This window comes from uncultured Anaerococcus sp. (assembly GCF_963510575.1).
Classification (GTDB): Bacteria; Bacillota; Clostridia; order Tissierellales; family Peptoniphilaceae; genus Anaerococcus.
The window spans coordinates 1-14298 of record NZ_CAUPFR010000036.1; the positions used below are offsets into that span (position 1 = coordinate 1).

Annotated in this window: 12 protein-coding genes and 1 pseudogene; 12 read left to right on the plus strand and 1 reads right to left on the minus strand. The window is 37.7% G+C overall.

The annotated features are described in order from the left end of the window. The 9 genes and pseudogenes from RQ907_RS04070 to RQ907_RS04110 all read left to right on the plus strand — a co-directional run. Window positions 1-326: pseudogene (locus RQ907_RS04070) on the plus strand (4-(cytidine 5'-diphospho)-2-C-methyl-D-erythritol kinase); the annotation flags it as partial. Further along, entirely contained in the window at window positions 319-1068 is a 750-nt protein-coding gene (gene murI, locus RQ907_RS04075; RefSeq protein ID WP_311492118.1) for a glutamate racemase, read from the plus strand. The pseudogene RQ907_RS04070 and the gene murI, both read left to right, overlap by 8 nt. 1 nt (window position 1069) lies before the next feature. After that, a complete protein-coding gene (locus RQ907_RS04080; protein WP_311492119.1) occupies window positions 1070-1975 on the plus strand; it encodes an exopolyphosphatase in 906 nt (301 codons plus the stop codon). A gap of 2 nt (window positions 1976-1977) precedes the next feature. Further along, a complete protein-coding gene (locus RQ907_RS04085; RefSeq protein WP_311492120.1) occupies window positions 1978-4155 on the plus strand; it encodes an RNA degradosome polyphosphate kinase in 2178 nt (725 codons plus the stop codon). Window positions 4156-4381: 226 nt separating this feature from the next. Further along, window positions 4382-5380, plus strand: coding sequence for a M15 family metallopeptidase (locus RQ907_RS04090; RefSeq protein ID WP_311492121.1), 999 nt, complete (start codon window positions 4382-4384; stop codon window positions 5378-5380). A gap of 22 nt (window positions 5381-5402) precedes the next feature. Further along, window positions 5403-5774 (plus strand): RidA family protein, encoded by a 372-nt coding sequence (locus RQ907_RS04095; protein WP_311492122.1) that lies wholly within the window; start codon window positions 5403-5405, stop codon window positions 5772-5774. Window positions 5775-6303: 529 nt separating this feature from the next. Then, entirely contained in the window at window positions 6304-6789 is a 486-nt protein-coding gene (locus RQ907_RS04100; RefSeq protein ID WP_311492123.1) for an NUDIX hydrolase, read from the plus strand. A gap of 241 nt (window positions 6790-7030) precedes the next feature. Continuing rightward, complete coding sequence (locus tag RQ907_RS04105; RefSeq protein ID WP_311492124.1) at window positions 7031-7438, plus strand: hypothetical protein; 408 nt, start codon at window positions 7031-7033, stop codon at window positions 7436-7438. Between the two features lie 53 nt (window positions 7439-7491). Then, window positions 7492-8859, plus strand: a complete 1368-nt coding sequence (locus tag RQ907_RS04110) for an aldehyde dehydrogenase family protein (protein WP_311492125.1) — start codon at window positions 7492-7494, stop codon at window positions 8857-8859. Window positions 8860-9126: 267 nt separating this feature from the next. Here the strand turns inward: RQ907_RS04110 and RQ907_RS04115 are convergent, their stop codons facing one another. Then, complete coding sequence (locus RQ907_RS04115) at window positions 9127-10344, minus strand: FprA family A-type flavoprotein (protein WP_311492126.1); 1218 nt, start codon at window positions 10342-10344, stop codon at window positions 9127-9129. A 162-nt stretch (window positions 10345-10506) separates the two neighbouring features. Between RQ907_RS04115 and RQ907_RS04120 the strand changes: the two genes are divergently transcribed. From RQ907_RS04120 to RQ907_RS04130, 3 genes are all read left to right on the plus strand, one after another. Next, entirely contained in the window at window positions 10507-12177 is a 1671-nt protein-coding gene (locus tag RQ907_RS04120) for an acyl-CoA dehydrogenase family protein (RefSeq protein WP_311492127.1), read from the plus strand. A 79-nt stretch (window positions 12178-12256) separates the two neighbouring features. Beyond that, the gene (gene nadE, locus RQ907_RS04125) at window positions 12257-14047 is read left to right on the plus strand and encodes an NAD(+) synthase (RefSeq protein WP_311492128.1); all 1791 of its coding nucleotides are present in this window, start codon (window positions 12257-12259) and stop codon (window positions 14045-14047) included. Further along, the coding region (locus RQ907_RS04130) for a metallophosphoesterase (protein ID WP_311492129.1) at window positions 14037-14298 on the plus strand (262 nt) is incomplete at its 3' end. The genes nadE and RQ907_RS04130, both read left to right, overlap by 11 nt.

Sequence of the window (14298 nt, forward strand, 5' to 3'; positions counted from 1 at the left end):
ATATTTCTTCTGCCCACGTTTACAAAAAAACTAAGCTTTTTGGCCACATAAATAATAAAAAAATCCTTGAGGGTCTTGAGGCTGGTGATTGGTCGATTGTTAATGACTTTGAAAATGTGATGGAAGATGTGGTTTTAAAAGACTTTGCCCACCTAAATCCTATTAAGGAAAATTTGATTAAAAACGGAGCTATTAAGGCTTTGGTATCTGGGTCAGGTGCTAGTATTTTTGGGGTTTTTAGGGATGAGGATAGGCTTAACAGGGCCTTTGAAAACCTAAAGGATTCCTATAATTTTGTGAGAAAGGTGGACCTAATCGATGACTAATATTGGAATTTTTGATTCGGGTCTGGGTGGTGGTGCCGTTTTAAATGAGCTTGCTAAGAAGAATAAGGCTAATTATTTTTATCTAGGTGACAATCTCAGAGTGCCTTATGGAAACAGGTCTAAGGCTGAAATTACAAGCTTTGCGACTGATATTGTCAATTTTTTGGAAGGCTATGATATAGATTATTACATAATTGCTTGCAATACCATTTCTGTGACCTGCAAGGATTATTTGAGGGGGAAGTACAAAAAGAAATTTATTACCATTGCTGACATGGCTGTGGAGGCTGCTTGTGGTTTTGAGGGGGATTTTCTTGCCCTTGGCACCAAGGCAACCATGGAGAGCCACTTTTACAAATCCACACTGGAGTCTAAAAAGCCTTGCACAGTTTACGAGTCAAAGGCCATTGACCTGGTGAATTTAATTGAGAGTGGTGTTTTGGAAGGTGAGACACTTAATGAGGCATTGGATGAATATTTATCCACTGCCAATGAGAAAAAACTCGAAAATATTGTCCTTGCCTGCACCCACTATCCTATTATCAAGGACGAAATCAAAAAAAGACTCACTTACCAAGCTAACATTATCGACCCGGCCCTTTACTTGGCTGAAAAACTTGTGACTAAGGATAGGGAAAATGGGGTAAATATATTTATGACCAAGGAAAGCCAAGAAACTAAGGATTTAATTGACAAAATAATGGAAGTTGACTATAGGTTGACTTTTATAGGAGGTTTGTAAGATGATTTACGCAATTATGGATATCGGGTCAAACACTGTTAGGCTCTCAGTTTACAAGGAAAAAAACGGGGAGGCTGTGAATTTATTTTCTGAAAAAGAACAGGTTTCGCTTAAATCCTATGTCAAGGGTGGCAGACTTAGTGAAAAGGGGATTAAAAGGCTTTTTACAACCCTTGCCAACTTTAAGGCTGTTGTGGATAATTTTGGCGATATTGACGAAGTCCATCCGTTTGCGACTGCGACTGTGAGGGATGTGGCTAATAGGTCTGAGATTTTAGACCTTATGAGAGATGAGCTTGGCCTTGAGATAGAAATTTTATCCGGTGAAGAGGAGGCCCAGCTTGCCTTTGTGGGTGCGGCTGTTTCTACAGATGTCAAGGAGGGTGTCCTTTGCGATATAGGTGGTGGTTCGACTGAGGTTGTCCTTATTGATCAGGGCAAGGTTATCAAGTCAACTTCCCTCTCAATTGGCTCTCTTTCAGCCTTTAATGATTATGTTGAAGGGCTTTTTGTGGATAAGGCTAGCAGGAAGGATATAGAAAAACGTGTCGTCCAACTTTTTGATGATGCTTCTATGTATAGGGAAGAATTCAAGGTTTTATCAGCTGTTGGAGGTTCTGCCCGTGCAGCCCTCATGGTTTATAGGGAATATTATGACCTTGGCGATGAGGTTAGGTCTATGAATGCAAGTGATTTTAATAAGATGGTTAAGGATTTAATCAAAAAGAGTGATAAGAAAAAAATGCATCTAATCCTTGATATCAAGCCAGATAGGATTCACACTCTATTGCCTGGCATGGTGATTATGGATAAGATTTGCAAGTTTTTCTCAGTTGAAACAATAAATATCAGCCAAACTGGTGTTAGGGAAGGATATGTCTATAGCAAGCTTTTAGGAAGGAGCTAGACATGAAAAATTATACGCAAAATAGGGAATTATCTTGGCTGGACTTTAACAAGAGGGTCATAGATGAAGCTATGGATAAGACTGTGCCAATACTTGAAAGACTCAAGTTTTTGTCGATTTATGATACTAACTTAGAGGAGTTTTTCATGGTGAGGATTGGGTCACTGACTGACTTATCCAAGCTTAAAAAACAACCTATCGATAGCAAGTCTGGCATGAGCGCAAGTGAACAAATTGACGCCTGTTTAAATAAATTAGTGCCAATGTATGAAAGGAAGGACCAAATTTATTTTGACCTCCTAAGTGACTTGGCAGAAGTAGGTATAAATATACAAAAAGTGGCAGACTTAGATAAGAAGGCAAGGGACCTTTGCGAGACCTATTTTGACACAAAAATCGAACCGATTTTGTCTTTTCAAATAATTGACAGGGTCCACCCACTGCCAAGACTTGCAAATTTGAGCATGTCTGTAGTCTTTGACCTGGTAAAGAAAAAGTCTAAATCAGCAAGTCCAAAGGAAATTATCGGGATAATCTACCTGCCAGAAAGGCTAAATAGGTGGGTTATGGTAGCCGATAGGACCTACGTCCTCCTTGAAGATATAATCAAGGAATTTGGGGCAGAACTTTTTGAGGGCTACAAGGTTCAAAACGCCTTTGTTATGAGCCTTACCAGGAATGCTGACATCTCCTATGACGATGATGATTATGATGTTGAGGAAGATTTCAGGACCTATATGAAGGGGAAACTCAAAAAAAGAAAGAGGCTAAAACCTGTTAGGCTTGAGGTTGACAGCCCCCTTGACATAGAAGATAAGGAATTTTTATGCAAAAATTTTGAATTAAATGACAAGTCGATTTTTGTAACTAAAACTCCTTTGCAGTTGGGTTTTATCTTTGATTTCATTGGAAATTTGCCAAAGAGGATAAAAAGTGAACTTTCCTACGAGGAATTCAACCCCCAACCATCAGCCATGGTCAATCCAACAAAGCCAATGCTTGACCAAGTCCTAGAAAAAGACATAATTTTATCCTATCCTTACGAGTCCATGGACCCTATGATAAGGCTTTTAGATGAGGCAGCGACTGACCCGAACGTGGCTTCCATAAAAATCACCCTTTATAGGATTGCTAAAGATTCGAAAATTGCCAAAAGTCTGATAAAAGCAAGCGAAAATGGCAAGGAAGTCATAGTTCTGATGGAGCTTAGGGCGAGATTTGACGAAGACAACAACATTTTCTGGTCGTCAAGACTAGAAGAGGCAGGCTGTAAAATTGTCTACGGCTTTGACCACTACAAGTGCCACTCCAAGGTTTGCCTGATTACCAAATATGTTGGAGGTGAAATTTCCTACATCACCCAGATTGCCACCGGTAATTACAACGAAAAGACAGCCAAACTTTATACTGATTTTTCCTTTATGACAGGGGATAGGACCATAGGTCAGGATGCCAAAGACCTCTTTGATAATATTTTGATAGGCAACCTCGAAGGCTCTTATGAAAAGCTCATGGTTTCGCCAAAATCCATGGCAGAAGGCCTTGAAAAATTGATCAAAAAAGAGATTAAAAAGGCTAAAAATGGAGAAGAAGCCTATATCAGACTAAAGATGAATTCCATTTCTGATAGGGGATTAATTGATCTTTTGGTCAAGGCTTCAAAGGCGGGAGTCAAAATAGAAATGATGGTCAGAGGCGTTTGCTGTATCTTGCCGGGAGTGGAAGGATTAAGTGAAAATATTGAAATTTACCAGATTGTAGGCAGGTTTCTCGAACACCACAGGGTCTACCAATTTGGCAAGGAAAACCCAAAAGTCTTTATTTCTTCAGCAGATTTCATGACCAGAAATATCCGAAATAGGGTGGAAGTGGCTGTGCCAATCGAAGATCCTGATGTAAAAAAATACGTCCTAGACTTCTTAGATACCATGTTTGCTGACGATGTGAAAATCAGAAAACTTTATGCAACAGGCGAATATTTGCCAGTTGAAAATAAGAACAATTTTAATGCCCAAGAAGCCCTTATGAAACAAGCCATCCTTGCTCATGAAAGGGCAGAAGCAGCCATCAAGGAAAATGATTTGGTAAATAATCATAAAATCCTAAAGTCAGAGTCAACAAAAAAAGATGGCGAAAAAACAGGTTTCATAAACTTTATTAAAAAGCTTTTTGAGATTTAGTCAAAATAAAACTAAAATTCATGAAAATCCGATTTTTTTATCGGATTTTTTGTGTTTTTCTGCAAAAATTAGGAACTTTGCCCTATTAATTTCTTCAAAATAGTGTTATAATAGAGATAACAAAATGTAATATCAAACTATAGCAGGAAATTGAAATATATTTAAGCGAAGATATTGCAATCCCCTAGACTTACACGAAAATATTGAAATAAATAGAGGATGAGATATGTCAAACAAAGGTATCAGAGAGCTTAAAAGGCGTAAGAGAAGAGACGCTAGAAAAAAGAGAAGAAAGGTAATTTTGCTAGGTCTTGGGGCAGTTTTGACCCTAACAACAGCAAGGTTTGCCCTACAAAAAGAGGATGATTACCAGATTAGAAGGCCAAGCGAATATAGGATTGCTTCGGGTGAATTGATGTCAGCAGTAAACAAAGACGAGAAAGCCAGCAAATCCGAAGTTCATGTGGCAACTGAAATCGGTTTTAAAGATATAAAAGTAAAGGATGAGCTAAAAGTTGAGGATAGCGCTTACCAGACAGAGCTAATTTCTTATGTAAAGTGCTTGCAAACCCAATATGCTTACCAATTTCCAAATGATTATTCAAAGACAGATAAGTTTGTAAAGGAAGGCCAATACCTAGGTTTTTATGGTTGCGAAAATGGTTTCGCCAAGGTCAAGATTGATGATTCATATTATTATGTAAACAAGTATGGTTTATCTAAAACCGAAGCAAATGAAACTATTAAGGTCGTTAACGGAATTGTTTACGTTAGCGAAGCTTACCCACTTCCAGCAAATTTTGACCCGGGTGTGGATAAGACTGCTAGGCGTGCCTTTGAAACCATGCGCCAAGATATGGCAAGGGTTGGACTTGACCTAAGGATAGCGTCTGATTATAGGGGCTATGAGCTTGAGGGCAAGATGTACGATGCGGGCGAAATCGAAGCCTCACCTGCAGGTACAAGTGAACACCAAACCGGCACAGCCTTTGACTTTTTCACAGAAGGCACCAAGTACAATGACAAATTTGAAGCCACAGCCGAATACAAATGGCTAGCAGAAAATGCCTACAAATACGGATTTATCGAGAGATATCCAAAGGGTAAGGAAAACAAGACCCACCATAAGGCCCAAGCTTGGCATTTCAGATTTGTAGGGGTCGAAAATGCCAAGGAGATTTACGACAATAATTTAACCCTAGAAGAATTTTTGAAGATATCGTAATTTAAGAAAATAGGAGAATACAATGAAAGAAATAAAGACAAAAAAAGCGCCAGCAGCAGTTGGAGCCTATTCACAAGGGATAAAAACAGAAAGCCTAATCTTTACATCAGGCCAACTTCCACTAGACCCAGCAACTGGTGAACTAGAAATGGATATTAGAAAGGCAACCAAAAGAGCCCTTGAAAACATCAAGGCTATAGTAGAAGAAGGAGGCTCATCTATTGATAAAATTGTAAAATGTAATGTCTTCCTAGATGATGTAAACGACTTTGCTGCCTTTAACGAAGTCTACGAAGAATTTTTTGGCGACCACAAGCCAGCCAGATCTGCCCTAGAAGTAGCAAATATTCCAAAAGGCGCAGTAATAGAAATCGAAGCTATAGCCTTGTCCTAATTTTCCGTAAGGAAAATTAAGGAAAGCCTTATGCGGAGGTTCGAACTTGTCCTTATTTTCTGAAAGAAAATAAGCAGAAAGTTCAGTCGACGCTATAGCTGTACTATAGCCTTGTCCTAATTTTCCGAAAGGAAAATTATGAAAATCCTTATGCAGAGGTTCGAACTTGTCCCTATTTGTCTTAAAAAAAATAAGTGGAAAGTTCAGCCCATAGAAAATCCCTAATTTAAAAAGGGATTTGAAGGAAACAGGATAAGTGCGCTCAATTTTTAGAAAATATTTATAGTCTTTGTGGATGAATTTTCAAAAGAATTGCCAAAGTTATTCTGAAATTGAGAATCTTATAAAATAGGATTTGTAAAAATTTTTGCAAACAAAATCATTTTGCAATTGTTTTATAAACTATTTTATAAGCCGTTTGTAATTTGTTCTATAAAATTAAATTTTATTAGAAATCAAAAAATAAGAAAAAATTTGACCCAGAGGGGTCATTTTTGTTTTGTGGGATATTTTTTTTAAGGGAGAAGAGATGGACCAGGATTGTGGATTTAGAAAGGGTGATAAGTGGTTTAGGTATAGGGCTGCGGCAATAATAATCGAAGATGATTGCGTTTTGTTTGCGGGAAATGAAGTAGATGACTATTACTATTCCATAGGTGGCGGAGTCCATCTGGGGGAAAGTTCTGAAGAAGCCGTAAAAAGGGAAGTATTCGAAGAAACAGGCGTCCAATACGAAGTGGACTATTTGGCTATCATCCATGAGAATTTCTTTGTTGGAAGCTCCAGCTTAAAAGGCGTAGACTGCCATGAAATTTGCTTTTATTACATGATGAAACCAAAGGGCGATAAAAATCTTAATAGCCATAGTCATACTATGGGAGGCCTAAAAGAGAATATGCACTGGCTGCCAATCGACCAACTAGAAAACTATAAGGCTTATCCGACTTTTATGAAAGAATATCTAAAGTCAGACCATAGGGGTCTTATTCATATAGTTACAGATGAAAGAGTATGACAAACATCAGTCTAATTTTGAAATAATATAACTATTTTATAGATAAAGTTATTCGTTGCAGTTCCTATAAATATGGCACTTGCTAGGTCTATTATTTGTGTCAATGAAGAAAATAAATTTATTCTTATATAGGGTATTTATATTTTTATCTCGCCAATCTTGATTTATATACGACAAATTTATTAAAATGGCGAGATTTAAAAATTATATAATTAAAAAGCAGGATTGTAGGAGTTTTTTTATGGACAATAAGATATATCTAATATTTTTAATCGTAGATATTTTAATTATTATCGTAAATTACCATCTTTTAAAAAATCCCAAACCCTATCCACCAGAGGAAGTTAGGAAAGAATTTAAAAGTGGGGGAGTAAGCTTAGCTTCATCTAAGTTTGTGGGCTCTTCTCACTACCTTCTCCCAAGACTTGTTCAAAGCCAAGCAAATTGGGAAAATGGAAATGCCTATTGGTATAGGTCTGGTATAAAATTGGGAATATTTGGTATTGGAATCACATTGATAACAGCAATATTAGGGGAAGTTTTTAGACTATTTGATCCCTTAGTTGGCCTGTTTATTATATTAATTCCGTGGGTTTTAGGAATGATATATATGTGTATAAGGATAGAAAAAGATATTTTGAAGGATTAAAATACAAAGAACATATTTAGTTAAATATTACCGAATAAGAGTGAAGGACAATTATGAATCTTGAAAATATTATTAAAAGTCAAAGGGAATTTTTTCTTGAGAATTCTACCAAGTCCTATGACTTTAGGATGAGAGAGTTAAACAAGCTTGAAGACGCCATAAGGGAAAATGAAGAGGAGATTTTGTCTGCCCTTGAAAAAGATTTGGGTAAGACAAATTTTGAATCATATCTTACCGAATACCATTTTGTCCTAGAAGAGATAAAATTTGCTAAAAAACACCTTCATAAGTGGATGAAAAAAATTAGGGTGAGAAAGTCCCTTATAACTTTTCCAGCAAAAAGTTTTTATATTTATGAACCCCTTGGAGTGACCCTTATAATTTCCCCTTGGAATTATCCCTTTAATCTTAGCTTTGGACCTGTTGTTGGGGCAATCGCCGCAGGTAATACTGTGATTTTGAAGACTTCTTCTAAATCTACGGAGACTAGTAAAGTTATTTCTAAAATTGTGGGTGATAATTTTAGGGAAGACTTTTTCGTTCATTTAGTTAATACTAAGCTCGATTACGATGAATTAATTAGCCAGCCTTATGACCACGTTTTTTACACTGGTGGGCCTGGTGTTGCTAAAAAAATTATGGCAGCCCAAGCACCTTACCTTAGCAAGTTGACTTTAGAACTTGGGGGCAAGAGTCCTTGCCTGGTTGAAAAGACAGCTGACATAAAAATGGCAGCTAAAAAAATTGCCTGGGCAAAGACTGTAAATGCCGGTCAAACCTGCATTGCTCCAGACTTCTTTCTTGTGGATAAGGCTGTAAAAGACGACTTGATTTTAGAATTAAAGAGAAATCTAAGAGACTTTTATGGGGAAAATCCACTTGCCAATAAAGACTTGCCAAGGATTATAAATGCCCAGCACTTTGAGAGGCTTCTTGGCTTAATTGATGAAGACAAGGTTGTTTTTGGCGGTGGTTTTGATAAAGAACTCCTAAAAATTGCCCCAACAATCATGGATGGGGTAGACTTTTCAGATCCTGTTATGGGTGAGGAAATTTTTGGACCGATAATTCCAATTATTACCTTTGATAAGTTAGATGAAATTTTAAGAAAAATCAAAAAAATGCCCAAGCCACTGGCCTTCTATACCTTTACTTCTGATAGGAAAATAGAAGAGAAAATTATTAGGGAAATGGAATACGGTAATGGGGCGATTAACGACTGTTTGATGCAGGTTGCTAACCCTAGGCTAGAGTTTGGAGGAGTTGGAAATTCAGGACAGGGAGGCTACCACGGCTACTTTGGTTTTATGAATTTTTCCAACAGGAAATCTATAGTCAAGGCTGGATTTTTTGACAATTTTTTGAGGTACCCACCTTACAGCGAGAAAAAATTGAGTCTAATCAAAAAGATTTTAGGCTAAGACTATAAAATTGTTGCAAATTTATGGTAAGCAGACAAAATTTTCTTGTTTAAAAGAATTACTTTTATATAATTTAAAAATATTTTATCTACTATATTTTAAAAACCTTCTTTACATATAGGGGAAATTGAGTTTGATAATTTAATTTAAAAAACATCCTTTTATATAGGAAAATTTTACCTTTATTTTGCTTTGATTTTCCAAATAATTTTCCAAGAAAAATTCAAATAAAAAGCTCGGATTTTTGCTCCGAGCTTTGTTTTTTTACTAGATTTCTGTATTTTTTAAATCTTCTGCAATTATTTTTGCAAGGGCTTTTAATTCTTCGACTTGAGGTTCTTTTACGCCTGAGTTGATTTTTACAACGTCGCCGATGTAGTTGCATTTAGCAGGTTCTAGGATTTCTTGGGAAATTTCTAGAGATTTGCCACCCCAAGACCAGTTGTTTAGGAAGGAAACTGTTCTGTTTTGGTAGCCTGTGCCAACTAGTTCTCTTAGGAAGGCATCCATCTTGTAGTAGAGGCCTGCGTTGTAGTTGATTGGGGCAAAGACTTGGTGGGTAAATCTGTGGCAGTCTGCGATTGGATAAGAATAATCCCAGTCAGAAATGTCGTAAAGGATGATATCTTCAACGCCTTCTTGGGCTAGGTAGTTTGCGAGGATGTCGCTTGCTTGTTCTGTGTCGCCGTACATTGATGCGTAGACAATTACTACACCTTTTTGTTCTGGTTTGAAACCTGCCCAACGTCCGTATTTTTCAAGGATAAAGCTAATAGAGTCAGCATCCTTGTAAACAGGGCCGTGAAGTGGGAGGATGGCGTTAATTGGTAGGTCAGCTACTTTTTTGAATAGGTTTTGAACCATCTTGCCTTGCTTGCCAACTATGTTTAGGTAGTAACGTCTAGCTTGTTCTAGCCAGTCACCCTTGTGGATTACCTTGCTTGCTTCGATATTACCTGCAATTGCGTTAAATGAACCAAAAGCGTCAGCTGAGAAGAAGAGACCTTCTGTTGTTTCGTAGGTCATAAATACTTCTGGCCAGTGAACCATTGGAGCGAAAACGAATTTTAGGTTTCTCTTGCCTAGGTTTATTTCATCGCCTTCTTTGATTTCTATATATCTGTCAGCATATTTATTATCGTAAAATTGTTCGAAGAACTTGTGAGTCTTGGCATTTCCGACAAATTTACAATTTGGATATGCATTTAGGATAAAGTCTATGTTTCTGCAGTGGTCAGGTTCCATGTGGGAAATGACTATGTAGTCAAGGTCTTCTCCGTCAAGGGCTGCGGCAACATTTTCAAGGTATTGTCTAGTGAAAGCGCCTTCTACAGAGTCCATTAGGGCATTTTTTTCATCTTTTATAACGTAAGCATTGTAAGAAACACCGTTTGGAACTTCAAACATATTCTCAAACCTGTTGATTCTACGGTCGTTAACACCTACCCAATATATATTATCTAGTACTTCTATGATATTGTGCATATTTTCTCCTTTGTTAAAAAAATATTTTTCTACCTTAACTATACCTGTTTTTAGCTGATAACAAACTAAATAAAAAAAAGAATAAAAATTTACATGAAAATGTTTTAGGAAATTGATAAGGGGTATCATTTACATATAAGCATAGTAAATTAAGGAGAAAATATGACATATAAATTGCCAAAAGAAATTAATGAATTTAGAAAATTTGTAAGGAGTTTTGCAGATGAAAAGGTTAAGCCACTTGCAGCTTTTATGGAAGAGGACTTTCCTCTTGAAATCCTAAGCGAAATAGGAGAAGCTGGGCTCTTATCCCTTCCATTTGAAGAAAAATTTGGGGGCTGTGGTTTGTCTTACGACCACTATGCTAGTGCCGTTGAGGAGATAGCTAGGGTAAATAGTGGACTTGCAAGCCTTGTCATTGCCCATACTTCTTTGGCTACTTGGCCTATAAGTAAATTTGCAAATGATAAACAAAAAGAAAAGTATTTGAATTTGCTCCTAGATGGCAAAAACCTAGGTGGTCTTGGCCACTATGAAGAAGATGAGGATATCCAAACAACTGCCACAGAAGATGGAGATTACTTCATTTTAAATGGTAAGAAAATCCTAGTAACCAACGCCCGTCTTGCAAATTATTATTTGGTAACAGCTCTTACAAATCCAAGAGATAAGGAAAATGGCCTTTCACTTTTCATCCTGGATAAGGATTGCCAAGGACTTTCTTTTTCAAAAACCTATGAGAATTTAGGTTCAAGATCAGTCATAACTGGAGACTTGATTTTAAAAGACGCAAAAGTTTCAAAGGAAAGTTTAATTGGAGACCTTAACAAGGCAAATGAATATATTGAGGAAATTTTTGAGGCAAGCAACCTCGCAACAGCTGCCCTTGCACTAGGTCTGGCAGATGCTGCTTATGAGGCAAGTCAAACTTATTTACAAAGTGGTTTGAAGACCTTTAAGGCTCGTAAGGCTGCCAAGGTCAACCGTCCAATCCTCGCTTCTATGGCAACAGACCTTAAGGCAGCAAAGATGATGGTTAGGGATGCGGCTTTAAAAATGGATGCTAAATCAGATTTTTATGGCAAGGATACTTCTATGGCAAAACTTTTTGTGTCAAAGCTTGCTGAAGATTTGACATCAAAGGCCCTTGATATGTGTGGTGGTACTTCATCATCTGCTGCTGACCTTGATAAACTTTACAGGGATGCCAAGATTAGCCAAATCTATGATGGTTCTGGCGACCTTATGAAGGAAACAATCGCAGCCTATATTTTGGATAAAAAAGATGCTAAGAAGGCTACAAAGGCAGAAGATGCCGTTAAAAAAGCCCCAGCTAAGGTTGAAGATAGGAAGAAAGAAGTCTTTGTTGGAGATGTTAGGGAAGCTGTTAAGAAAGTTGTGGCAGGCCTCCTTGCTGATGGCCTTAAGCTTAAGAAGGACCCAGTTGACCTAGAAGGCCCTATTGAAGGCGCAGAGAGGGTTGTGGCTGTTGGTATGGGTCTTGGTGAAAAACAAAACCTAGACTTGGCAAAAGACCTTGCAAAGCTTACAGGATCAGTCCTTGGTGCATCAAGACCTGCTGCCCAAGTTAGACACTATGTTTCAGATGACCACTATATTGGCGTAAGTGGCAAAAAATTTACTGGCGAACTTTACTTTGGTATAGGTATTTCAGGTACCCTCCAACACTTAAAGGGAATTGACTCTGCGAGAAAAGTTGTAGTTATAAACAACGATGAGGGTGCACAATTCTTTAAAAACTGTGATTACGGTATAGTTGGCGATTTTACAGAAGTCCTACCAATCCTAATCGAAGAAATCGAAAACCTATAAAATTAAATTTAGAGAGCGGGACCCAAATGGGTCCTCTTTTTTTATAAAAAAATGGTAAAATAAGACTAAGAGGTTGATTATGAAGAAAAATATAAAAATAAAATCTGCAAATTTTCCAGTTTCTTTGGGAAATGTTAAAAAAAATATAGAAAAAATAAAAGAATTAATAAATGAAAGTCAAGCACAAAAGGTAAATATCCTTTCCTTGCCAGAACTTTGCCTAACAGGGGCAAGTCTTTATGACGCCTATTTAGAGGAAGATTTGCTAAAATCAGCAGAAAATGGCCTAAAAGATTTAATCGCCTTTAGCGAAAAATTTGACCTAGCCTTCACAATAGGTCTTCCAATAAGGACTGAATTTGGCCTTTACAACGCCATGGCCCTTATAAAATCCGGCGAACTTATGGGTCTTGTTAGCAAGGAAAATTTAAAGCCTTACGAAAAAACTATTTTCGAATCTAAACCAAGGGGAGAATTTAAGGCACTTGATTATAGATTGGATGAAGAACCTTTTGTAAGTATTATCTCTGGTCTAAAAATCGGAATCACCATAGGTGAAGACGAGGAAATGACCATTCCAAAATCATTAAAATTAAAGGAAATGGGTGCAGATATCATCCTAAATCCAACAGCACTTGGCAGAAATATTTTCACTGGTGGTAAAATCCGCAAAAATATTGAATTTCTATCAAAGGATGTGATTTATGTCCACACTTCGGCAGGACCTGGCGAATCGTCTACAGACATGGTCTACACAGGCGAATCTTACCTGGCAAAAAATGGTCAAATCCTAGATGGAGATAGCCAAGTATTTTCTATAGAAATATATAATGAAGATTGGACTGAAAATTTCAATATCTTTACCGATGAGCCTTACCATGTGGAGAAATTCCCATACTTGCCAAAGGCAGAATATTCAAAAGAATATATGGAAGATGCACTTGAAATTCAAGCCCTAGGTCTTTTACAAAGGATGAAGGCTGTGGGAACTGACAGGGTTTATTTGGGAGTTTCTGGTGGGGTTGACTCAACTGCAGTCCTCCTAGCCATCACAAAGGCTTATGAAATTGCAGGCTTTGACAAGGAAAAAATCGGCGCCTACACCATGCCAGCCTTCGGTACAAGCGACAGGACCAAGTCAAATGCATATTTGCTTTGCCAAGCACTTGGTATCGACCTTAAGGAAATAAATATTTCAAAGTCTGTCACAGCGCATTTGCATGATATAGGCCACGATGGAAAAACTCCTGACCTAGCCTACGAAAATGCCCAGGCGAGGATGAGGACCCAGGTCCTCTTTGACCTATCAAACATGGGTGGGGGCCTAGTTATAGGAACTGGCGACTTATCTGAAAATATGCAAGGTTTTGCCACCTACAATGGCGATCACATGGCATCCTATGGTGTGAATGCGACCTTGATGAAAACCGAGTTAAGGTATCTAATCAAGTCCTACGCCCATTTTACAGAAAATGATAAGTTGAAAAAAGTTTTGACAGATATTTTGGAAACACCAATTTCACCTGAACTTGTAAGCGAAAAGGCAGGAGAAATTACCCAAAAAACTGAGGACATAATAGGCCCTTACGAACTTTTGGACTTCTTCATCTACCAACATTTGACCTACCACAAAAGTGCAAATCAAATCCTAACCGAGGCGACCTACGCCTTTGGGGATACCTATGATGAAGGGACAATCAAAAAGTGGCTTAAATCCTACTTCAAACGCTTTGCCCAATCTCAATTTAAACGCTCTACTGCTGTTGATGGACCAGATGTGACCGGAAGGAGCTTTTCGCCAAGACTTGGATTTAAGATTGCCTCCGACATGGCGAGCGACCTTTACCTAGGAGACTTAGATGAAAAATAAAAAACTTGTAGCAGGACTTGTTCTTGCCACAATGGTTTTGACAGGCAAATATCTCCACGACCAAGCTTTTGTTGGCGTGGAGAAAAAGGTCACCATAAAAAATTCCAAGATTAAAACCGACCTAAAAATCACCCACATCTCAGACCTGCATTCAAATGCGATTTCAAATCTCGATGAGATTTTAGGGAAAATAGCGACCTTTAACCCCGATTTGATTTTCCTGACAGGGGACATGATTGATTATCCAACAC